At 44.1% G+C, this 22279-nt stretch carries 18 protein-coding genes; 11 read left to right on the top strand and 7 right to left on the bottom strand.

Features of this window, described 5'->3' with window-relative positions:
• Positions 1–8: 8 nt before the first annotated feature.
• Positions 9–1304 (bottom strand): branched-chain amino acid transport system II carrier protein, encoded by a 1296-nt coding sequence (gene brnQ, locus BLS65_RS11230; protein ID WP_170830089.1) that lies wholly within the window; start codon positions 1302–1304, stop codon positions 9–11.
• A 609-nt stretch (positions 1305–1913) separates the two neighbouring features.
• On the opposite strand from brnQ, the gene BLS65_RS11225 reads away from it, so the two are divergent.
• The 5 genes from BLS65_RS11225 (at position 1914) to BLS65_RS11205 (ending at position 6555) form a co-directional block, all read left to right on the top strand.
• Positions 1914–2813, top strand: a complete 900-nt coding sequence (locus BLS65_RS11225; RefSeq protein WP_092439035.1) for a sugar phosphate nucleotidyltransferase — start codon at positions 1914–1916, stop codon at positions 2811–2813.
• Positions 2814–2918: 105 nt separating this feature from the next.
• Complete coding sequence (locus BLS65_RS11220) at positions 2919–3971, top strand: aldose epimerase family protein (RefSeq protein ID WP_092438992.1); 1053 nt, start codon at positions 2919–2921, stop codon at positions 3969–3971.
• 65 nt (positions 3972–4036) lie between these two features.
• Positions 4037–5497, top strand: coding sequence for a sugar porter family MFS transporter (locus tag BLS65_RS11215; RefSeq protein WP_092438991.1), 1461 nt, complete (start codon positions 4037–4039; stop codon positions 5495–5497).
• A gap of 150 nt (positions 5498–5647) precedes the next feature.
• Positions 5648–5953 carry a LysO family transporter gene (locus BLS65_RS11210; RefSeq protein WP_244500689.1) on the top strand — a complete coding sequence of 102 codons (306 nt, stop codon included), beginning with the start codon at positions 5648–5650 and terminating at the stop codon, positions 5951–5953.
• 2 nt (positions 5954–5955) lie between these two features.
• Positions 5956–6555, top strand: coding sequence for a LysO family transporter (locus tag BLS65_RS11205; RefSeq protein WP_092438989.1), 600 nt, complete (start codon positions 5956–5958; stop codon positions 6553–6555).
• 89 nt (positions 6556–6644) lie between these two features.
• On the opposite strand, the gene BLS65_RS11200 is transcribed toward BLS65_RS11205, so the two are convergent.
• Complete coding sequence (locus tag BLS65_RS11200; RefSeq protein ID WP_092439031.1) at positions 6645–7940, bottom strand: MFS transporter; 1296 nt, start codon at positions 7938–7940, stop codon at positions 6645–6647.
• Positions 7941–8167: 227 nt separating this feature from the next.
• Here BLS65_RS11200 and BLS65_RS11195 point away from each other — a divergent pair, with 227 nt between their 5' ends.
• On the top strand, positions 8168–11587 hold the full coding sequence (locus tag BLS65_RS11195) for a SpoIIE family protein phosphatase (protein WP_092438987.1): 3420 nt from the start codon (positions 8168–8170) through the stop codon (positions 11585–11587).
• Between the two features lie 78 nt (positions 11588–11665).
• On the opposite strand, the gene gltA is transcribed toward BLS65_RS11195, so the two are convergent.
• A complete protein-coding gene (gene gltA / locus BLS65_RS11190) occupies positions 11666–13060 on the bottom strand; it encodes an NADPH-dependent glutamate synthase (RefSeq protein ID WP_092438985.1) in 1395 nt (464 codons plus the stop codon).
• Positions 13050–13931 carry a sulfide/dihydroorotate dehydrogenase-like FAD/NAD-binding protein gene (locus BLS65_RS11185; protein ID WP_092438983.1) on the bottom strand — a complete coding sequence of 294 codons (882 nt, stop codon included), beginning with the start codon at positions 13929–13931 and terminating at the stop codon, positions 13050–13052. The genes gltA and BLS65_RS11185 overlap by 11 nt, the downstream gene beginning before the upstream one ends.
• A 486-nt stretch (positions 13932–14417) precedes the next feature.
• Here BLS65_RS11185 and BLS65_RS11175 point away from each other — a divergent pair, with 486 nt between their 5' ends.
• The 4 genes from BLS65_RS11175 (at position 14418) to BLS65_RS11160 (ending at position 18866) form a co-directional block, all read left to right on the top strand.
• Positions 14418–15212: a glycyl-radical enzyme activating protein gene (locus BLS65_RS11175; RefSeq protein ID WP_092438979.1), complete on the top strand. Its 795-nt coding sequence runs from the start codon at positions 14418–14420 to the stop codon at positions 15210–15212.
• Positions 15213–15216: 4 nt separating this feature from the next.
• Positions 15217–17586: a trans-4-hydroxy-L-proline dehydratase gene (gene hypD / locus BLS65_RS11170; RefSeq protein WP_212590540.1), complete on the top strand. Its 2370-nt coding sequence runs from the start codon at positions 15217–15219 to the stop codon at positions 17584–17586.
• Positions 17587–17783: 197 nt separating this feature from the next.
• On the top strand, positions 17784–18080 hold the full coding sequence (locus BLS65_RS11165) for a hypothetical protein (RefSeq protein ID WP_092438977.1): 297 nt from the start codon (positions 17784–17786) through the stop codon (positions 18078–18080).
• Positions 18081–18185: 105 nt separating this feature from the next.
• Entirely contained in the window at positions 18186–18866 is a 681-nt protein-coding gene (locus BLS65_RS11160) for a tRNA/rRNA methyltransferase (RefSeq protein ID WP_092438975.1), read from the top strand.
• A 179-nt stretch (positions 18867–19045) separates the two neighbouring features.
• Here BLS65_RS11160 and BLS65_RS11155 read toward each other — a convergent pair whose 3' ends face one another.
• Positions 19046–19564, bottom strand: a complete 519-nt coding sequence (locus tag BLS65_RS11155; protein WP_092438973.1) for a hypothetical protein — start codon at positions 19562–19564, stop codon at positions 19046–19048.
• A gap of 155 nt (positions 19565–19719) precedes the next feature.
• Between BLS65_RS11155 and BLS65_RS11150 the strand changes: the two genes are divergently transcribed.
• Entirely contained in the window at positions 19720–19986 is a 267-nt protein-coding gene (locus tag BLS65_RS11150) for a hypothetical protein (RefSeq protein WP_092438971.1), read from the top strand.
• Here BLS65_RS11150 and BLS65_RS11145 read toward each other — a convergent pair.
• Together BLS65_RS11145 and BLS65_RS11140 are read right to left on the bottom strand one after the other, a co-directional pair.
• Entirely contained in the window at positions 19983–21230 is a 1248-nt protein-coding gene (locus BLS65_RS11145) for a DNA methyltransferase (protein WP_092438970.1), read from the bottom strand. The genes BLS65_RS11150 and BLS65_RS11145 overlap by 4 nt on opposite strands.
• A gap of 295 nt (positions 21231–21525) precedes the next feature.
• A complete protein-coding gene (locus BLS65_RS11140) occupies positions 21526–21819 on the bottom strand; it encodes a hypothetical protein (RefSeq protein ID WP_092438968.1) in 294 nt (97 codons plus the stop codon).
• Positions 21820–22279: the final 460 nt, after the last annotated feature.

The raw sequence follows: 22279 nt of genomic DNA, 5'->3' as shown, positions 1-22279 counted from the left end.
CTTTTCTTTTACGCTTTTATCTTTACTTCCTTCTTGTTGAAAGCAATATGCATTACTATCGCTATCAATAATGAAGGAATTAACCATTCGATTTTGTAGGAAGCCAGCGGTAATGAATTCATAAATTCCACAATTCCCCCAACCGGAACATTAAAGTTTAAGAGCAAATCTGGGATACTCAGGATTAGTGCCGTATGCACTGCTCCGCGGTAAAAGTATTTGGATATTCCCAACTTGTCGATCAATGCACATATTATGAGCATAATTACTGGTGGGTATATAGTCATGATAATAGGCGTGGAAATAGCAATAATTTTTTGAACACCTAAATTGGCAATAAAGAAGCTAATTACGCTCATTACTATCACGGAAATACGGTAGTCAATTTTTCCTTTAGAGATATGCTGGAAGTAGGTGCCTGCGGTGGCTGTTAATCCTGCGGCAGAAGTAAAGCAGGCAAACACGATAGTTATGGCAACAATAATTTTACCCCAAGATCCTAAAATGCTATTGGTAATGCATACAAATAAAGAGGTTTGGGTGATATCTTCGGGGAACATTGCACTTGCTTGCGAGCCAATAACAATTAGCCCTCCGTAGATTATGGCGATGAGCCCTATTGCGAATGCCCCAGCCTTTATCGTCATTCGAAGCTGCGCGGCTTTATCTACGTAGCCTTTTGCTACCAGCGTGAATAGAATCATACGACCAAAGATCACTGCTGCAAGCGCATTTACCGTCTGGTAGCCCTCCGTAAAGCCAAGTGTAAAAGCATTCGGAATCTTTGCCGTAGCAGGAGTGCCTATAGGAAACATAATGCCGGCAATGATTATGGAAAAAAGACTCAGGAGCAAGATCGGTGTTAGCCATCGGCCCAACTTGTCGACAACCCGTTTTTGATCAATAACTACAAAAATGGTTGTTGTAAAATAGATCCCGGTAACCAACCACATGGATGCATTACTGAAGATTGGTGCAATGCCCATTTCATGAACCACGGCGGCAATACGCGGAATAACCAATAGCGGGCCAAGCGTAAGCATTATTGTGGTTCCAAGAATTTTGGAGTAACGGGGTCCAACCTTATTTCCAAGAGCCGTAAATCCGCCGCCCAAAATGGCTACAGCCACAATGCCCATAAGCGACAGACCTATGTCGGAAATCATAAACCCAATTGCTCCTGTAACCCAACTTTCGCCGGTTTTAAAGCCAAGCATTGGTGGAAATATTAAGTTGCCTGCACCAAAGAACATGGCGAAAAGTGCAAGCCCAATAATAAATATATCTTTTGTTGACTTCTTCATTCCGAATTTTTTGTCACCCCAATGGCGAACCTGTTTACGCCGCAAATGTCCGATTTTTCGGCGGCCAAAAGTATGATATTTTACGGTCATTCTCTATAACCATTAGTCAAAGTTGTTTAATAGCATTTATTCGAGGATGCTTGCTCCTTGTTGGCATTAAATCATCTTTGGCTATAATGGTTTACAAATTTTTACTCGAATGATAACAATCGTTTGTTTAATACGTCCCTGTTATTGGAAGGGAAACGAAGAGTAAAAACTGATGAAGTATTATCTTCAATAGTGTTTTTTGTTAAAAGAATTACTAATTTTCTCCATCGTATAATGGTTGTCTATTTTGACTGAAATCGTTTAATATATAGTAGGTAACGAATTTTTGTTTTGCTACGTTTTCGATACGGTTAATGCAGCATTATGCATTTTAATGACATTGATTAACCTAGTGGATTTGCTAAAAGAGGGCGTTTGGTTCATATTGTCGGTTAATGCCAATGGCTAGTTGTCAGGTTTAGAGGAGAAATATAGTTTATAATTGTCTGTATATATTAATGGCTTCTAGTCGATATTAGTGGGGACTCTGTTAAGCTAATAAAAACAAAATTTATTATGATGAAACCAACATTAGTGGTTCTTGCAGCAGGAATGGGTAGCCGTTATGGCGGATTAAAGCAGGTTGATGGCCTTGGACCCAATGGCGAAACCATTATCGATTATTCAGTTTACGATGCCATGCGTGCCGGATTCGGGAAAGTAGTTTTTATTATTCGCAAGAGTATTGAGGCCGATTTTAAGGCTGCATTTAGCAACAAGTTTTCCGACAAAATTGCTGTTGAGTTGGTTTTTCAGGAGTTAGATATTTTGCCCGAAGGGTTTACATGCCCCGCCGATAGGGTTAAACCATGGGGAACTGGTCATGCCGTTTGGGTTGCCAAGGATGTAGTGAAGGAGCCATTTGCCGTTATCAATGCCGACGATTTTTATGGTCGTCATTCCTTTGCCCAGCTGGCCGAGGCATTTAAAACCGTTTCTGCTCAGGGCGAATCGTTCATGGTTGGCTTTAAGCTGAAGAATACACTTTCCGAAGAAGGAACTGTTTCTCGCGGTATTTGCTCGGTTGATTCAAACTCTAACCTTGTAGATGTAGTAGAACACACTAAAATTGGACACGAAGGCAACTCCATTTTCAATACCGACGAGAATGGTTCTCAAAAGCCTCTTTTTGCAGATTCTATCGTATCCATGAACTTCTGGGGTTTTACTCCTGATTTCTTTGAGCATACCGAGCGCATCATGAAAGAGTTTCTTAAAACTAATAGCGATAACCTCAAGTCGGAATTTTACATTCCGCTGGTTGTAAATAGGCTGCTTGAGGAGAATATGGCTACCTGCAAAGTGCTTACAACAGAGTCGTCGTGGTTTGGCGTTACCTATGCTGGCGACAAACCCAAGGTGATGGCTCAGTTGAAATCGTTGGTAGATGCCGGAGTATATCCTTCTCCGCTTTGGTAATAGTATAGCTTGTTTTGGTTGCTTTTTGCGGAGCAACCAAAACTCTCCTTTCCCTAACACACTTGCGTTGGGGTGTTGGTTTTATCTTTTTAAAATATTGCAATAATGGAAAAAACGATTGAGCAATGGGGTGTCGACTCCCAAGGTGAAAAGGTATTCTTGATCAAGATATCCAATAGTAAGGGACACTCTGTTGCTTTGTCCAATTACGGTGCTAGGGTTGTTTCCATTATTGTCCCCGACAAAAATGGCATGCTTGAGGATGTTGTGCTGGGGTATGATAGCTTAGCTGGCTATATTAAGGGAAACGAATTTTTTGGCGCTTCCATTGGGCGATACGCTAATCGTATTGCTAACGGAAAATTCACACTTGAAGGGGTTACCTATAACCTCGATAAGAATCATGGTGAACACCACCTGCATGGCGGTGTTCCGGGCTTTAGCCATCGAACTTGGAAGATGATTGAGACAGACGAACCTAACTCGTTTGCTTTTAGAATTACTAGTCCGAAGGGCGAAGGCGGGTATCCTGCCAACGTAATTACAACACTTACCTACACTTGGAGCGATGATTCTTGCCTAAATATTGCAATGCAAGCAATTGCGGATGCCGAAACTGTTGTAAGCCTCACCCATCACAGCTACTTCAACTTAGGGGGAGAGGGTGCTGGGAATATCGAGAACCAAACGTTAATGTTAAAATCATCTTTTTTTCTGGAAACCGACGATAAACTTATTCCAACCGGGAACTTTGTATTGGTGGATAAAACCGTTATGGATTTTAGAGAACCTGTCCGTTTGAAGCTTGGGCTCGATAGCGCGGCCAAGGAAATTGCCATTGCCGACGGGTATGATCACTGCTGGATTGTGGATGGATATAAAGGCGAATTGATTGAGGTTGCTTCCCTCACCGACAGTGTGTCGGGGAGGGTTATGAAAGTTAGGAGCACCCTACCTGGTATGCAAGTATATACTTCGAATGGGTTGAACGGTATTGTTCCCGGACGGACTGGCCAAATCTATAAACATCGCGATGCTGTTTGCATTGAACCACAGCTCTTCCCCGATAGTCCAAATCATGCAAACTTCCCATCATCTGTTCTCTCTCCCGAAGAGCCATTCGACGAGGTTATTGAGTATTCTTTCTCGTGCGTGTAAGTTTGATGGGCAGATGTAAGGAGAATTGTATATTAGTGCTTTGTAAATTTTAATATTTATAGATAATGGCAAACGGAAAAGTAAGGCAGAACAAGGCAATTGTTATTGTTATTGCGGCTATCGCATCTACAGGTGGCTTGCTATTTGGGTTCGATACCGGCGTTATATCCGGCGCGCTTCCCTTTCTCAAGCAAAGTTGGAATCTTACAAGCGGACAGCAGGAGTGGATTACCACCGCGGCTCTTATTGGTGCCGTACTCGGTGCCCTCTTATCGGGTCGGCTAACCGATATTTTTGGGCGCAAAAAGGTGATTCTTGTTGCTGCTGTAATCTTTGCTGCTGGCTCGTTACTCACTGGTGCTGCAAGTTCGCCAACCTTCTTAGCTTTAGCTCGAATTGTCTTGGGTATTGCTATCGGAGTATCCTCTTTTACTGTTCCCCTTTACATTGCCGAAATATCTCCTACAAAGACTCGTGGGGCCATGGTGTCGTCGTTTCAGCTAATGATTACTATTGGTATTGTGGCTTCCTATTTTAGCGACTTGGCTTTCGCCAATGAGCTCAACGCCTTCTCATGGCGTTGGATGTTTTACGTGGGTATTTTTCCTGCTATCATTTTATTTGTTGGAATGCTCTTCCTACCTGAATCGCCAAGATTTCTTCTAGGCAAAGGAAAAGAGGAGGAAGGGAAACGAGTTCTTCAAATGGTCGAAGAGCCTGCATTGTTTGAGTTGGCTTTTGAAAAATTAAAGGAGGAAATTCGCTTCGATAAAGATACAAAGGCATCGTTCAAAGATATCTTCAAGCCTCACCTGCGGACCGCGCTCTTCATTGCCATCGGGATTATGTTTGTGCAGCAGTTTGTGGGGATTAATACCGTAATATACTATGCTCCCACTATTTTTATTATCGCTGGATTTTCAGGAGCTAAGGCCGCCATTGCTGCTACTGTAAGCGTTGGGATTGTGAATGTGCTGGCTACTATCGTTGCCATGTTTCTGATTGATAAAATTGGACGCCGTAAGCTATACTTCATCGGTTTGGTTGGTATGGGTTTGTCGTTACTGTCGCTTGGCTTCTTCTTCCTGTTTAAGGATAGCCTTGGCGATAACCTTCGCTACATTACCGTGGCTTTGGTGCTCGTCTATATTATTTTCTTTGCCATTAGTTTAGGTCCGCTGGGTTGGCTTATTATCTCCGAAATATTTCCACTAAAAGTTAGAGGCGTGGGCATGAGCATTGGCTCTCTTGCCAACTGGCTGTTCAATGCTGTGGTAACCTTTACTTTTCTTAAGGTTGCCTGGGCGTTCACTCCTGCCGGTCTGGAAATTGTGAATAAAACTGCCGATGGAACGGTTACCCACGACCCAAACCCTGCGGGTGCCTTCTTCCTATATGCGGCCATTTCTATTGTTGGCATTATTTGGGGTATTCGCTATATTCCCGAAACTAAGGGGGTAACCCTTGAGGAGATTGAGGAGCATTGGAAGCAGGGAAAGAAACCCAATGAGTTGAGGAAAGGATAGTATCCATTTGCTAAAAGGAATAACATGCCTGTAGGTGTTCGCATTTGCAGGCATGTTTTTTTTCTTAAGCAGGCAAATGGCTTTGTCCGTTCTGTATTCAGACATGATTGTTTGTGAAACATTTATCATTCTGCATTGAATCATAATTCAATGCTTATTTTTGAGTTTATTTTTGAAGATATGCTAACAGTTATCTACATAATGGTTGCGGGCATAGTGCTGGGCTACTTTTTGCGCAGCAAAAGGAAACTTGCGGCCATAAACGATAGGCTTGTAACCTACGCCATTTACCTGCTGCTCCTTTTGCTGGGAATATCCATCGGTTCCAATAAGATTATTGTTGCTAATCTTCCACTGCTTGGGGTAAAGGCACTAATAGTTACCCTAGGGGCCGTGCTAGGAAGTATAACCCTAGCGCTAGTCACCTATAATCTGTTTTTTAAAGAGAAGAAATAGCCATGAAGGGAAGTCTAATCATTCTTAGTTTTTTTGCCGTTGGTGCGTTTCTTGGATATATGGGTCTGCTCCCGATGTGGATTGTGCAGGGTAATTTTGCGGAGTATGCGCTCTTTTTGCTCATGTTTTTGGTTGGGATAGGAATTGGTACCGATCCTCGTTCGTTAGAAGCGCTTCGCAGCACGAACTTAAGGATAATCCTTGTGCCATTAACTACCATTGTCGGAACCTTGTTAGGTGTTGCAGCCGTATCGGTACTCATTAAGAATATTTCACTCACCGATTTGCTGGCAGTGGGCTCTGGATTTGGATACTATAGCCTCTCTAGCATTTACATTACCGAGCTGCGGGGCGAAACCCTTGGGGTTATTGCGCTTCTTTCTAACGTGATGCGCGAGATAATAACCCTTCTTTTAACACCAGTGTTTGCTCGCTACTTTGGTAAGCTAGCCCCTATCGCGGCAGGTGGTGCCACGTCTATGGATACCACCCTTCCTATTATCACCCAATACGTGGGGAAGGACTATGCCATAGTGAGCCTCTTCAATGGAACCATGCTTACTATTCTTGTGCCATTTCTGGTGACTTTTATTCTAGCATAGTATTCCTCTTTTTCAGCTACCCCCGGTTTGGCGTTCATTGTAACGTTAGTCTGTTATCTTTCCTCGGTTTCTATAAGTCTTATTGATTCCTAACTCTTTCGTGGCGCCAAGAATTTATTGAACAGTAGTAGCCCTATCATGGTAGCGATGCCAATGAGCACGAAGATACCCCAGAAAGCAAAACCATTGTTTTGTTTCTCAACCAACGAAACGTAGAGGGTTGCTCCCAATATGCCGCCAACACCGCTGCCAATTACGCCATAAAGAAAGGAGTAGCCGAGATAGAGTGCCTTCTTGTCGGGTGGAGCAATAAGCCCCACGTAGGATATAAATTTGGGATGTGCGGTCATTTCCCCCAGAGAGAAGATGAAAAGCCCGAAGATGAATACCCAAACGTTGGAGGAGATGGCCAGCATGGCAATACCCATGGTTCCAAGTCCAATGCCAAATATCATGGTAGGCAATGCCTTGAACTTGTTTACAATCTTGGAAATAACCAGCTGAAGGCAGATAATGGTTAACGCATTTACTACGGTAACGTGCTCTGCATCAAAATGCCAGTTGGGTTTATCTATAAATAGGGAAAGCATACTATTTATCGCGCCATTTACCGGAGTGGTGTCGATCTTTTCCTTGAGGAACCAAAGAACGGAGTCGAACATCTGGAAATACAATATCCAAAAACCGCTATAAATAATGATCATCAGAATGAAACGATAGTCTTTTAAAACAAGCACTGCATCGGCAAGTACTTGGCCAACTGATTTTCCTGTCTTAGGTCGGGCTGGTTCTTTGTAAATAAAGAAGTTTACTAGGAGCAGCCATCCGGTCCCAAAGCCTGCCATTAGGAATATATATGTCCAGGAGAAACTTTTGAGGTAGGGAATCAGCAATAGCGGAACCAGAAAGGCCCCCATGTTTATGGACCAGTAGTATATACCAAAACCCAGCGAGGAGTTGCTTTCGTTGGTTTCGCGAGCAATTGTTCCAGAGATAATAGGCTTGAAAAATCCGGCTCCTACTGCCATAAAAATCAAGCTGAGAAATACCGGGGTGTATGAGGTCATCTGGCTCGTGAGAAAGTATCCAGTGCTCATTACCGCGAAGGCAAAAAAGAGCGTTTTTCGGTATCCATACCTGTCCGCTATGGCACCCGAGAGGATGGGCAGAAAGTATAGCAGCGGTGTTATGGTGCTTTTTATTACTCCAACGCTCTCCTTGCTGAACCCTAAGCCGCCTTCAGTGGTACTCAGCACAAGGTAGACGGAAAGAACGGACATTACTCCGTAGTAAGAGCCTCGCTCGAAGAACTCCATGAGAATAACGGTCCAGTAGTTTTTGCTAAATCCTTTTTTTGCTGGAACTTGATTGAGATTCTGACTCATAGTAGGTTGTTTTATCTTTTGCAAAGATTGAATTTTTGATGGTTTTTCAACCCTATTGCTCTTTTTTTTAAATATTCTAAGTTGTTTTATGTGTTGAGGGTCTTTGAACATTACAATTATTAGAATTGAGAGACTTAGTTATATTTATTATTGAAAGTTGATCACCTCTCGTTACTGTCTTCTTTTTTTATACTAATTTGCAGCGTTCTCCTCTCATCGTTACGCTAATGAAAACAGTAGCATCTTACCTGAGTTTGTTTCTTTTCTATTTTTTATTGTTCCCTTTAACTACGGTAGGGCAAGCAGGCTTACCCTACCTTACTCACTATAAGGTGCCTTCTCAACTGGGGACTAGGATGTGGGGTATTGTTCAGGGCGAGAATCAGGAGATGTTCTTCCTAAACAAAAAAGGTGTTTATTCCTTCGATGGATATGGGTGGGAAATGCTGCCACTGAAGGATCGTCCAATTGCTTTTTGCAACCATGCTAAGCTATATGTGAGCACCGAAAAGGGGATTGTTTCATTTAAACGGGCATCTAAAGGCGCATTCATTAGTACGCCAGTGATCGGAAAGGTCAACGATTTTTTCCACAAATTTGTGATGGAGGGTCAGAACCTTTATGCCATTGGAACACAAAATATAATGCAGGTAATGCCAGGTGAACCGGAATTGCTGAAATCGGTTTACTCCGAACAGGATAGTACCCGTTATGTAACCGATGCATTTACTCTTAACGGCAAACTTTTTATTGTTCAGAACAAAAGCCATATCTTCTTAGTTCGCTCGGCTCATGCTATTCCATTGAGTCTTAGCTTGCCATATCTCGTCGACATTAACTTTGTTTTTGGAAACAATAAGGCAGTCTTTATTGGTCTTTCCAATAATAAACTTTTTCGCTTCGATGGTAAAAATGTGTCTCAGGTTATGCTTAAGGATCAACCCTATCTAGAGGAGAGTTACCTCGCCGGTGGGATAATGATTGACGATAAACATATGGCTCTTTCCACAATGCTAGGGGGAAGTGTTGTTGTAGATATTGGAACGGGTGAATCTGTTGCCATGATTAACTATAGTGCTGGTTTGCCCGATGATGAGATTTCTGCGCTTGGGCTCGATGGGCAAAATGGATTGTGGTTAGCTCATGGGATGGGTGTTTCACGTATTGATTTTAAATTGCCGCTAACTACGTTTACTCACTATCCGGGTTTAAGTGGCAATCTGCTTTCTGTGGCCGAATTTGATAATTTGCTTTACGTTGGAACGAGCGATGGTTTATATGTTTTAACCCTGCAAAAGGATTACAAGGAAACTGTAATTTCGGTGAAGGAGCGGATTGAATCTCCTAAGATAGTTTCCAGTCCATCAATTCCGGTGGAAAGTAAGACTTTGACAGATAAGAAGAAGAAGGGTTTCTTTGGCCGCATGTTTAGCAGCGATACAGAAAAGGCTGAGGAGGTAAAGACTTTCGATAGAGGAATAACTGAAGCGAAAGCACCAGAAACCATTCGGGTTTCGAAGAAGAAGGTGATAACACTTCAGTCAGTTAGCCGTGTTTATCGTAGAGTTTTAGGTGTCGAGGGGAAATGCCAGCAGTTGATGGAGTTGAATGGGACTCTCTTGGCTGTTACCAGTCGCGGGGTATTCGAGATTACTTCAGAATCCTCAGTGCCGCTCGTTGTAGGAAAAAATATTCGCATAGCAACTCATTCTGCCTTAAACAAATCTCTTCTTTGGCTTGGAGGCGATGATGGTATTTCTTCTTTGGAAAAAACGGGCAATGTATGGAAGTATAATTCGGCTATTTCTGTGGGTAATGATGTTCCTACCTCGCTCGTGGAGCTCTCAATAGACGAGCTGTTGGTTTCTACAGAGTCAAAGGTGCTGCGTGTTTTAGTTGGAGGGAAGGGTGCGCCCTTGAATTTGCCGGTAAATGGGATGCGGTTTGATTCGCCCATTGTGCGACAGATTTCGGGAGCAGTAAGGATCATCTCCTCAGGAAACGTTTATACATACAATCAAGTTAATAACAGTGTTGTGCTTGATAGCATTGAATTTCCGCATCCCGTTTCGCAAATGATCTTAACTCAGGATCAAATCTCATGGTTGTGCATCGACCGGACATGGAAGTGCTACTCCGGAAAAGGAGTTATAGATAATCCAAATACTCCATTTATTTCTTTGTTCGATAGGGTGAATGCCATATTCGTAAACAAAACCAACGAGTTACTGGTCGTAAATGGTTTTAAAGAGGTTGGAAGGGTTGCTGTTCCAAAAGGATTCGAGAACCCTGCCACTATTCCTCTTGTGGTGAAATGGGCAGAGGATAGAGATGGAAAATTGCTCGATCTGGATGATATCGTTTTAACCTATGCCAACAACTCGCTTAAGATACAGTTCGCCTCTCCAGCGTATATTAAGGAACAATCAACCGAGTATCAGTATATTATTGATGGGAAAATGAGTCGTTGGACAACATGGAGTTCTAGTCCTATCATTGATTTCCCATTCTTTTCCTCTGGCAGTTATTCCCTTAAAGTTAGGGCTAGGGATTTGCTTGGTAGGCAAAGCTCTATTTACGCACTGAACTTTCGCATTAAGCCTCCTTTCTGGAAATCGATATGGTTTATCTCTATTTGTGTGTTTGTTTTCTTGGTGTTTGTTTTCTTTTTCATTCGGGTGAGGGAACAACGGCTGCTTCACGATAAAATAGTGCTCGAGCAAAAGGTTCGAATACGCACGCAAACAATTGAGGAACAAAAAGAGGAGTTGGAGTCGCAGAGGGATGCCCTTGCGCAGCAGAATGAAGATATTAGTCAGAAAAGTGAAGAAATTGAAGCGCAACGTGATGAAATTGAGGCACAGCGTGATCATATATTCAAGCAGCGTGAGAATATCACCAAGAGTATTGAGTATGCTAAGAAGATTCAAATAGCTGCAATGCCTTCGCGTGAAGCTGTAAACGAAATTCTTCCGGAACACTTTATCCTGTTTCGTCCACGCGATATCGTTAGTGGAGACTTCTTTTGGACAACCTCCTATCATGGTAAGATTATTGTTGCCGCTGCCGATTGCACTGGCCATGGTGTGCCTGGTGCCTTCATGAGTATGCTTGGACTTTCTTTCCTCAACGAGGTGGTAGTGAAGATTGACGATCTGAATCCTGCCTTAATTCTTAATAAACTCAGAGCATTTATTATGAGTACTCTGTCCCAGCGTGGGGTAGAAGGTGGCTCAAAGGATGGTATGGATATAGCCCTCTGCATTATTGATTTTGAGAATAGAACTCTCGAGTTTGCAGGAGCATACAACCCGCTCTATTACATTCAGGATGGTTTGGTGCGCGAAGTTAAGGGCGATAAGATGCCGGTGGGTATTCATATAAATGAGGAAGTTACGTTTACCAATCATACCCTATCTCTCGATGGTATTTCGGCATTCTACATATTCTCCGATGGTTTTGTTGATCAGTTTGGGGGCGAAGTTGGAAAAAAGTTCATGGCGCGAAAATTCAAAGCGTTGATTGGGGATATACAAGAGAAAACTATGGTAGAACAAGGCGTTATGCTCGAAGAGATCCTCGATAAGTGGCAAGGCTCCAACGAACAAGTGGACGATGTCTTGGTGATTGGGGTAAAATTAGTATAGTGTCACAAATAGTTCGGGCCGTTGTTATCAACGGCCCGAACTATTTGTTAACTCGATTATTGTGCTTTACGATTATCTCTATTTCTTGAATTTCTTGGTGACGTAGGTATCGATAGCCTTCGCTGCTTTTCGTCCAGCACCCATCGCAAGAATTACGGTTGCAGCACCGGTAACGGCATCGCCTCCAGCAAATACACCTTCGCGCTTCGTTTGTCCTTGGTCGTCGGCTACAATACACTTCCACTTATTAACTTCCAATCCCGGGGTGGTTGAGGCAATCAAGGGATTTGGGGATGTTCCTAGCGACATGATAACCACATCGACTTCAATATTGAACTCGGAGTTTGGAATCTCAACAGGGCTGCGTCTGCCGGATTTGTCGGGTTCGCCCAACTCCATCTTGAGGCAGCGAATACTTTTAACCCATCCCGTGTCGGTGCCGAGAATTTCTATCGGATTGGTAAGCATATGGAATTCTAAGCCCTCTTGCTTGGCATGATGAACCTCCTCAACTCTTGCAGGGAGTTCTTTTTCGGACCGTCGGTAGATGAGCGAAACATCGGAGCCAAGGCGTATGGCGGTGCGGGCTGCATCAATTGCAACATTGCCCCCTCCCACAACAGCCACCCTTTTCCCAATATAGATTGGGGTGTCGTAGGTCGTGTCGAATGCTTTCATGAGGTTGTTGCGGGTGAGAAACTCGTTGGCCGAAACAACGCCGTTGAGATTTTCGCCCGGAATATGCATAAACTTGGGTAGTCCTGCGCCGGAGCCTAAAAATACGGCGTGAAATCCCTCTTGGTTGAGGAGCTGATCGATGGTAATGGTTCTGCCTATCACCACGTCGGTCTCAATCTCAACGCCTAACTTTCTTAGGTTGTCTATTTCGTGCTTTACTACTCGTTCCTTTGGCAAACGGAATTCGGGTATGCCATACTCCAATACACCACCGGGTTTATGTAAAGCCTCAAATATTTTTACAAAGTATCCCATTTTGGCCAAATCATTGGCGCAGGATAGTCCGGCAGGGCCACTTCCAACAATTGCTACTTTGTAGCCGTTACGTGGGCCGGGTTTGCCCAAATCTACGTTATGATCGCGGCTGTAATCAGCCACGAAGCGTTCGAGTTTTCCAATGGATACGGGTTCTCCTTTTACTCCAAGAATGCAAGAGCCTTCGCATTGGCTCTCTTGGGGACAAACCCTACCACAAACTGCTGGCAGGCTACTATCTTCAGCAATAATGCGGGCAGCATCGGCATGGTTTCCTTCGCTAACGGCATTGATGAATTTAGGTATGTTTATCGATACAGGACAAGCATCAACGCATCGAGGCTTTTTGCACTGAATGCAGCGGGTAGCTTCTAGCGATGCCTCTTCGGTATTGTAACCAAAGCAAACCTCCTCAAAGTTAGTCTTCCTCTTATTCGGATCCTGTTCCCTTACCGGAACGCGGGGTATCTTATTTGCCATCTCGTCCAATTTTGCACTTGTGATCTTTTTCTTCCAGCTCCTTGTCCTTTACTCCCTCAATGGTTCGATACATGTTTTGACGACGCATGGCCTCATCAAAGTTAACCAAATGAGCGTCAAATTCGGGCCCGTCCACGCAGGTAAACTTTATCTCATTTCCGATGCTTACCCTGCAGGCTCCGCACATGCCTGTGCCGTCGACCATCAAGGTGTTTAAGCTGGCGATAGTGTGGATGTTTAGTTCCCGTGTGAGCGCCGCCACAAACTTCATCATTATCATTGGACCGATGGTAACCACCAAATCGTATTGTTTGCCTCTGTTCTGCACTAAATCTTTAAGCAAGTCGGTTACCAGCCCCTTAAATCCAACGCTTCCATCGTCGGTAGCGACAAATACCTCATTGGCCACGGATTTCATTTCGTCTTGGAATATCAAAGCATCCTTGCCCTTTGCTCCAATAATCACGTCTACCTTTACGCCTCGTCCGTGAAGATATTTTACTTGAGGATATACTGGAGCCGTTCCAACGCCACCTGCAATGAATAAAATCTTTCTTGCCCGAAGTTGCTCGTCGGTTTCGTTAACTAACTCCGAAGGCATTCCAAGCGGACCCACAAAATCGAGAAGAAATTCTCCCTCTTCCTTGGCACAAATTAAACGGGTGGAGGCCCCAACCGTTTGAGTGACTATGGTTACAGTTCCTGCCTCTGCATTGTAGTCGGCAATGGTTAATGGAATTCGCTCGCCTTTTTCGTGCACCCGGACAATAACAAACTGTCCAGGAAGAGCTGCTTTTGCTACTCGAGGAGCCTCAATGTCCATTAAGTAGATATGCGGTGCCAGTAGTCTCTTCGATACTATTTTGAACATGGAAACGGTGGGGTTAATTAGTTTTTGGGTAAATATAATGCATTAACAAGTAATGTTGACGGGTAGAATATCGTGGATATGCAATAGGATGCAGTTCGCTTGGTGTGTTTATCCACGTTTTACTGATGAAGATGATTGTTTTAATTGTCTGCTAAAATATTTGTTGGTCAGAAGTTTAAATATGATATATATCACTTGTTCGGTTGTCGTTTTTACTTTGTTCCTATTTTTGCTTTTTCTATTTTTGACATTCTAAATCAGTTGGGCCGGTTATTCCTATTTCACGGTGAATATTGCTACCCGATTCGTATGAAAGATAATTGTATGGTTAATTGTATCGCATACAAGTCGCTCTACCACAACTTCGGCAAAGGCCTCTTTGAGTGCTGGATTTGCTAGGTCATTCTCTTCTTTTTTCGCTAGGTCAATTCTGACCGTTTGTAATTTAGGTTTCTCACGTTTTAATAGAATAAAACCGTTTGCGCTATGCAAGGATTGGTTTTTGATATGCATCGATTCTCGGTACACGATGGTCCGGGTATTCGCACTACTATTTTTTTGAAGGGATGCCCTCTCCGCTGTCGATGGTGCCATAATCCTGAAAGTAGGCGGGAAATGCCCGAAGAGGTGGAGCGTATTTACCGCCTCGAGGATCGGGAGATCAAGGTGAAGGAGGTTTTGGGCCGCTTCATGTCGCCAGCAGAGGTATTGGTTGAAGCGTTAAAGGACCGTGCATTCTATGAGGAATCGGGTGGGGGCGTTACTATATCGGGTGGCGAGCCACTGCAGCAGGTAGCCTTTTTGGTGGAGATACTATCTTTATTGAAGGCGGAAGGGATTCATACCGCCGTTGATACATCTGGGTTCGCGCCCAATGTGGCCTTCCAGCAAATTGCGCTGCTTACCGACCTTTTCCTTTACGATCTTAAGCACATGGATACGGTGAAGCACCAATCGCTAACGGGCGTTAGGAATGATATGGTGCTGCATAACTTGCGCTATCTGGTAAAACAGGGACGCCGAGTAGTTGTCCGCTATCCAATGATACCGGGAATGAATGACGATGAGGAAAATCTAGTCGCCATGAAGAATCTCTTTATGGAGTTATCCGCGCTAAACGAGCTGCATATTCTTCCCTATCATTCCATTGCCAATGGAAAGTATCAGCGAATGGAGTTAGAAAATATGATGGTTGGAGTTACCGAGCCTACATGTGATTGGGTGGAGAAGGTAGCTACTCGTTTTAAAAACATTGGATTGAACGTAAAGATAGGAGGCTAATGTCATGATAAATGAACGTATTCGTACACAGCGTGAAATGAGCCTTAGGGCCATTAACCATATATCAGCCGAAAGGGCAATCCTAGTAACTGAATTTTATGCACTCCCCTCCACGGCGCTCCTCTCGGTGCCATTGCAGCGGGCTGGTGCGCTAATGTATATTCTTTCGAGGAAGGCAATATGCGTAAATCCGTTTGAATTGATTGTTGGGGAGAGAGGACCTGCTCCCAAAGCAACATCGACATATCCTGAGGTATGCCTTCATTCGATTGCCGATCTTGAGATACTCGACTCTCGTCCTAAGGTGAGTTACAAGGTAGATGAGGAGGTGAGGAAGGTTTACGCTGAAGTTATTATTCCTTTCTGGCAGGGACATACCATTCGCGATAGGGTTTTCGAGCAAACAACTGACGAATGGCAGAGGTGCTATGCTGCTGGTGTATTTACCGAATTTCAGGAGCAACGCGCTCCCGGGCATACGGTAGCTGGCAAAAAGTTGTTTCAGAAAGGCATCCTCGATCTGAAGAATGACATTCAGAAAAGCCTTGCTTCTCTTGATCCGCTTACCGACAACCACGTGTTTGATAAGCGGGAGGAGCTAAAGGCGATGGATATGGCTGCCGATGCCATTCTTGTTTTCGCCGAACGGCATGCGCAAGAGCTGGAACGGTTGGCTGCAATCGAAACGGATAGCGTTAGGAAAGATGAATTTATAGAGATGGCCCGTATTTGTCGTAAGGTGCCAGCCAATGCTCCCGAAACGTTCCATGAGATGCTTCAGCACTACTGGTTTATTCATGTTGGTGTAATTACGGAACTGAATCCTTGGGACTCCTTCAATCCCGGACGTCTCGATCAGCATCTTTATCCCTTTTACCAAAAGGAGTTGGCCGATGGGTCACTTACCAAGGCTAAGGCTGAGGAGTTACTTCAGTCGTTTTGGGTTAAATTCAATAATCATCCTTCACCACCTAAAATGGGGATTACGGCCAAGGAGAGCAATACCTATACCGATTTTGCCCTAATTAACCTTGGCGGATTAACCTCCGAAGGGTTCGATGCGGTCAATGGTCTTTCCTATCTAATACTGGATGTAATTGAGGAGATGCGCATTCTTCAACCCAGCTCCATGGTTCAACTGAGCAAGAAAAATCCCGATAGTTTTATCACCCGAGCGATTAAGATCACTAAGACCGGGTTTGGTCAACCTTCCATATTTAATACCGATGCCATTATTCAGGAGCTGGTGCGGCAAGGAAAATCACTAGAAGATGCACGGAATGGGGGCGCAAGCGGATGTGTAGAGTCGGGTGCATTTGGAACCGAGGCCTACTGGCTAACGGGTTATTTTAATCTTCCCAAGGTGCTTGAGATTACCATGCACAACGGTATCGATCCTAGAACAGGGGCTCGCATTGGTTTGGAGACTGGGATTGTTACTGAATTTCAGACATTCAACGATCTTTGGATGGCTTTCGAGAAACAACTTCAGCACTTTATTGATATCAAGATTAAGGGCAATTGTATCATTGAACAGCTCTATGGCAGAACTCTTCCTGCGCCTTTTCTTAGCTTGTTTATCGATGATTGTATTGCCAACGGTAAAGATTATAATGCGGGAGGTGCTCGTTATAACAGTAGCTATATTCAAGGAGTTGGCCTTGGCTCAATCACCGATAGCCTTGCGTCGCTTCGTTACCATGTGTTCGATAATAAGACCATTACCATGGACGAAATGATGCGCGTGCTGGATGCCAACTTTGAGGGCAGCGATGCTTTTCGGGCAAAAACAATTTATGAAACGCCGAAGTTTGGAAACGATGAGGATTATGCCGATGGGCATGCCGTTGAGGTATTCAATTTGCTCTGGTCCATGCTCGATGGTCGACCAACGGCTCGAGGCGGACAGTTTCGACTTGATATGCTTCCCACAACATGCCACGTTTATTTTGGTAGTTTGATTGGAGCAACACCCGACGGACGATTGGCTACCATGCCGCTATCGGAGGGAATTTCGCCCGTGCAGGGAGCCGATAGGAAAGGACCCACCGCTGTAATTAAATCGGTTTCGAAGTTCGATCATCTCAAAACAGGAGGAACACTCCTTAACCAGAAATTTACTCCCGAATTTTTTGATGGTGAGGATGCCATAGGGAAAATAGTAAAGCTGGTGCGCACCTACTTCCGCATGGATGGACATCACATTCAGTTCAATGTAGTGTCGGCAGTTACGCTGCGCGATGCACAGAAGCATCCTGAGAACTATGGCGATCTTATTGTTCGTGTGGCCGGATACTCTGACTACTACAATGATTTAACTCCCGAACTTCAAGCAGAAATTATTCGTCGCACCGAACATCAACTCTATTCTTAAGTATCACATGATCGAAATGGTTGCGTGCCGCTATTGTTCAATCTTTAGCGGCACGCGCCTTGGTCATTTTCGATGTTCGTCAAAATTCAACTAATCTAATGGGTTTATGCCTTTTTGAGAGTAAGCTACTTGTTGCTTTCAGAATCTAAATCGCTGTTGTTATCATTGTTTTGTAGTCCATTAAATTAAAGTTGAACATGTTTAATCCAGGAATCGCCGTTATTGCTAAACAGAAGAAAATAATTCGCCGTTTTAAGGATATCGATGCGACCACGCCAGAGAGGGCAATTGATCCATTTGTTCTGGGATTAAAAAATGGGATTGTATTTAGTCGGTTAGTCCGGAGGGGTATTCTTATAGAGTCAACCCCTCGCCTTTTTTACCTCGATGAGCAGCAAGCGGAGGTTTTTAGTGCACGTCGGCGAAGGGTTGCAGTTGGAGTATTGATCATTCTACTCGTAATTGTTACCGTTATCTGTATTTTCCGTTGGTAGATCTCAACTGTTCTTTTCGTTTACTTCATAGGTCGAACCTGTTTTTTATTTTTCCTTTATTGCCCTTATCATCCCTTATCACTTACTTTGCCTAAAATAGGCAAGATGGAAATCACCTTTATTCTGGTTGAGCCCGCTCGAGAGGAAAATATTGGAGCTGCTGCTCGGGCTATGAAAACAATGGGCTTTAATAATCTTAGACTGGTGAACCCCGGTAACTATCTTGGTGAGCGAGCTCTGGCAACGGCACACGCTTCAACGGAAATTCTTGAACAGGCCGTTGTCTTTAGTACGCTAAATGATGCAATCTCGGATATCGACTTTGTGGTTGGCTCTGCGGCTAAACATCGAAATGTAAAGGATGATTCCCATTGGGTGGGCGATCTTCCCAGGATACTCAGCGAGAAAGGAGCAAGTGTTAGTTCAGTTGCCGTTGTATTTGGTTGCGAAGAGTCGGGCTTATCCAACGAGGATCTTGCCTTGTGCCACATCGTCTCCACCATACCTATGCGAAGCAAATACCCCTCGCTCAACCTTGGTCAAGCGGTAATGGTTTATGCCTATGAACTGTCGAAAATTAATCTGTTATATTCCCGCAAAAAAGAGCACAAGGTTACGGAGGCTGAGTATGCCGTGGTTAGGCAACGGTTAACAAATATCCTTACTGATGTTGGTATGGAGCCAAAAATCCAAGATCGGATTGTTGATCGTTTTGCCCTCTTGGGGGAGGAGGATATCTCCCTGTTTCATCGTTTTTTTCAAAAGTATTCGAAACCGAAATCGTAAAGGATATTTCGCTGTTGCGCGGGATGAATTCTGCACCAATACCGCAATACTGTTGTTTTAGATAGAATTTTCTTAATCAAAGAGAGACCGTGGCAAACTAATAATCTTGAAATAGATGCATCAAACCTCGGCCAACCTTGCGGCTCAATCGGAGGAGTTGAGTGAAATGGTGTCGCTCTTTAAGGTGAAGTAATCTCGCCGATGGGGTGTAGGTTCTCAATGGAAATATACCTACACCGGTATCCACCTTCTTTCCCAATCTTACTCCCAAAGTCCTTTAGTGGTGCACTGTCAACTTCTGTTGACGTGGCATAGCCGCAAATAATAGCATTGGTTCCTGCCAGAATAGTATCGGCGTGTGCACTCTTAACATCTATGATTATCTGCACGTAGTAAGTGGGCTTGCGCTTTGCCGCATAATCTTCTCGCACTAAGAGGTGCAACTTTGTTGAGAATAGAAAAGCAGAGGTTTTAATCTCAATGTTTGGAAAGTCAACATCGCCCTTGTTCTGGCCCAAACGATGCTTGTGCCAATCCCCAAAGTAGTATTGTGCAAAGGCCATTTCGCCAAGATGTCCGGTGAGCGTATCAATTGCAGAGGCCCTTGTTCTATTCACATGCGTATAGGGAATAATCCGCTCGGCTTCCGAAATCATTTCGGCGGTGATAGCTACAGTTGGGTAGTGATGCGTTTGCATGGCGAAGTTGTTTCTGTAGCCAAGTTACACTATTTTTTATCTTAAAATCAAACAGATTTGGCTAAGTTCTATTATAAACTGCAAAATCAGTTTGATTTGCTGACATAAAAGGTTGATTGCCGCTGCGCGGCATTTCTCCTTTTTCTTTTCCCTTGATGGAAAAGAAACAAAAGATCAAGCCTTGCCTGCTCGCCGACCCTTTACGGCCTTGCTCGCTAAAACGGCGGAACTCGCTGCGCTCGAACAGCCACCGTTTTTACGCTCCCTTCGACCTAAGGGGCCCCGGCTGCGCAGGCTATGGCAATCCTGCAGCATCATACAAGGCATTGTATAGAAACCTACCCCTAGGGTTTAGGGGTGTTGGAGTTGCTTTCCAGAAGGAAGGTTTTGTTTGGCTTGCCGCTTTTTCTACCTTTTTTTAACTTCCGCCTAACTTCGTTGCTGTGTTTTTCCGAAATACCACAATCCTATTGGTGTTGGTTCCTTTTGAATTATTACTAACGCCCCAAATGTTGGCAGTCTTGGTGAACTCTTGTGCGTTGATAACAATAACCTCGCAGATAAATCCGGCACCAATTCCTAGCGGAACAACCGCTTCGTCGAGTTTAATCTTTCCATTCTTTACTTCGCCTACCTCAAATGCAACGTAGCCTCCCGGTTTGGTGATGCGGAAAAGTTCATCAAATACTCCCTGCATTACGATGCACCAATCCTCCACCTTTTTCGACATGGTGATGCCGGAGGCAACCGCATCGGCATCAATTCCGTTGAACCAGCATCGGAGCCAGTTGTCGTCGGAGTATTGCACAATATCGAGGAATGGGGGCGAGGTTATGGTTAGTGCCACAGAATCGGCCGAAATGGCTTTTGTTGAGTCGGCCGGGCCGGTTACAAATTGCGCTTGAGCGGCTATGCCGAAAAGTGTGCTGCGCTCCTTTTCGGCGATCCCTTTCAGTAGATCTTTGGTTTTTTTAACGATGATCTCCTTCACATTTTTATAGGGAGGTACCTGCTCTCGCTTTTGGTTGATCAGCCGCTGCCTATTGGCACTTACTGCCTGGTTGGGCGGAAAGGTATAGCCCGAGAAGAAGTTGGTAGAGTGGCCCGTTAGGCGGTTAGTTGCCACCATGCGTATCCAACGATCTGTTGAGTCGAGGCTTCCATTACCATCTTTGCCAATAAGGTAGCTGCGTAAATTCAGCAACTCACGAAAAGTATCAGTATGGTAGAACATGGTAAGGTCAATCTCCGTCGAATTGGATGGAGATAGGTCTATTTCGGACAGTCGCTGCTTTACCTCTTCCACCATAGGTGGCAGCAATCGGGGTGCCGCCATCATTGCGCTGAGTGGATTTATATCGTTAGCCACCGGAACACGACCCATAAGTGCTGCCTCCAGCGCAGTAGTGCCTCGGCCGCTAAAGGGATCATAAACTTTGTCGCCGGGTTGGGTTAGGTGTTCAATAAAAAAGCGTGGCAGCTGTGGTTTAAAGCAGGCACGGTATGATATTTCGTGCAGAGCATTGGCCTGACGCTGCTTGGCAGTCCAGAACTCCCCCGTGTAGCGGACTATGGCTTGGTTGCCAATGGAAATGCTGTCGGCAATTAGCACGTTGCTTTGCCTAAATTCCTCTATTTGATGGATAAATGATGACTTCTTTTCCATTGGTTTACGCTAGGGTGCGTAAAGATAGCAATTCCGCTTGGTAACGGTAATGGCGGGGCGTGAATTAAACCTCCCCGTCAGTCTAGCTGGCGGGGGAGGGCTACTCGATTGGGTTTTCGTGCTTTATATTTGTCTTGAATATTTGATAAACTTACCTTCAACTAGCGGAGATGTCAAACAAGGGAATTTCATTAAGAATTAAAAAATAATTTTTAATTTCCTTTTTAATTTTAATTCCTCATCTGTCAATCATTCCGAGTTTTACCCGCAATTTCGACATTCCAAATAACTCTGTCTATTTGGTGATTTTTTCAAAAATTTTAACTTTCTCTTTAGAAATAGAGTCAAGTTTTGAGGAAGTTTTATTGATTATGGAGTCAAGTTTTTTGACTTTCTCACCTTCGGTATTAATTATTGAGTCAAGAGTTAAAACTTTGTCAAATTCCTTGTTTATCAACGAATCTAAAGATTCGCTTTTGTCTTGTAATTCATTGAGTTTTTTTTCAACCTCTTTACTCAAGTCAGCACATGCTGATAGAGTAAATACCGCTATAATCGGCAATAAAATTTTTCTTAAAAGACTCTTCATAGTTCAATTGTTTTATAAGTTAATACTCGTTTAAACTGTCAGTCTTGCATGAAAACCAACGGTTTGCAGCTACAAGAAGTTGGCGATTTCGAAGCACCAAACTGCCTGCCACCACAAAACTTGATACGAAGCACAAAGCTACATTTAACCACTGAACCGCCAATTTTTTGTAGGTGCTGTGTGTGCCTTGAATGGTAAATATAGTAAAAGTTCTTTAAACGGAAGCGTTTTTGGAACAAGTCCAGAGGGTGAAAGTCCCTTGTGCGCGGAGTCGTGTCCGAAGCACTAGCAAGTGGCAAGGTGGTTTGGGGTGACCCATGCACTGAAGTAAGCCAAACGGCAAACGTCTGAACTGACGAACAGGAACGGGATATGAGGCACAGCTGCTCGGGTGAGCAAGCACACCATTGCAAAGCCCAACGAATACAAACAGGGTAGCTATGTAGATCCCGCAGGGTTA

This window comes from Williamwhitmania taraxaci, assembly GCF_900096565.1.
GTDB lineage: Bacteria > Bacteroidota > Bacteroidia > Bacteroidales > Williamwhitmaniaceae > Williamwhitmania > Williamwhitmania taraxaci.
The sequence above is the reverse complement of the archived record's forward strand: the minus strand, read 5'-3'. Positions and strand labels throughout refer to the sequence as shown.

Bases quoted from the DNA above. Each gene is read 5' to 3' on its own strand.
- brnQ (WP_170830089.1), bottom strand. From the start codon at position 1,304: ATGAAGAAGTCAACAAAAGATATATTTATTATTGGGCTTGCACTTTTC.
- BLS65_RS11225 (WP_092439035.1), top strand. From the start codon at position 1,914: ATGAAACCAACATTAGTGGTTCTTGCAGCAGGAATGGGTAGCCGTTAT.
- BLS65_RS11220 (WP_092438992.1), top strand. From the start codon at position 2,919: ATGGAAAAAACGATTGAGCAATGGGGTGTCGACTCCCAAGGTGAAAAG.
- BLS65_RS11215 (WP_092438991.1), top strand. From the start codon at position 4,037: ATGGCAAACGGAAAAGTAAGGCAGAACAAGGCAATTGTTATTGTTATT.
- BLS65_RS11210 (WP_244500689.1), top strand. From the start codon at position 5,648: ATGCTTATTTTTGAGTTTATTTTTGAAGATATGCTAACAGTTATCTAC.
- BLS65_RS11205 (WP_092438989.1), top strand. From the start codon at position 5,956: ATGAAGGGAAGTCTAATCATTCTTAGTTTTTTTGCCGTTGGTGCGTTT.
- BLS65_RS11200 (WP_092439031.1), bottom strand. From the start codon at position 7,940: ATGAGTCAGAATCTCAATCAAGTTCCAGCAAAAAAAGGATTTAGCAAA.
- BLS65_RS11195 (WP_092438987.1), top strand. From the start codon at position 8,168: ATGAAAACAGTAGCATCTTACCTGAGTTTGTTTCTTTTCTATTTTTTA.
- gltA (WP_092438985.1), bottom strand. From the start codon at position 13,060: ATGGCAAATAAGATACCCCGCGTTCCGGTAAGGGAACAGGATCCGAAT.
- BLS65_RS11185 (WP_092438983.1), bottom strand. From the start codon at position 13,931: ATGTTCAAAATAGTATCGAAGAGACTACTGGCACCGCATATCTACTTA.
- BLS65_RS11175 (WP_092438979.1), top strand. From the start codon at position 14,418: ATGCAAGGATTGGTTTTTGATATGCATCGATTCTCGGTACACGATGGT.
- hypD (WP_212590540.1), top strand. From the start codon at position 15,217: ATGATAAATGAACGTATTCGTACACAGCGTGAAATGAGCCTTAGGGCC.
- BLS65_RS11165 (WP_092438977.1), top strand. From the start codon at position 17,784: ATGTTTAATCCAGGAATCGCCGTTATTGCTAAACAGAAGAAAATAATT.
- BLS65_RS11160 (WP_092438975.1), top strand. From the start codon at position 18,186: ATGGAAATCACCTTTATTCTGGTTGAGCCCGCTCGAGAGGAAAATATT.
- BLS65_RS11155 (WP_092438973.1), bottom strand. From the start codon at position 19,564: ATGCAAACGCATCACTACCCAACTGTAGCTATCACCGCCGAAATGATT.
- BLS65_RS11150 (WP_092438971.1), top strand. From the start codon at position 19,720: ATGGAAAAGAAACAAAAGATCAAGCCTTGCCTGCTCGCCGACCCTTTA.
- BLS65_RS11145 (WP_092438970.1), bottom strand. From the start codon at position 21,230: ATGGAAAAGAAGTCATCATTTATCCATCAAATAGAGGAATTTAGGCAA.
- BLS65_RS11140 (WP_092438968.1), bottom strand. From the start codon at position 21,819: ATGAAGAGTCTTTTAAGAAAAATTTTATTGCCGATTATAGCGGTATTT.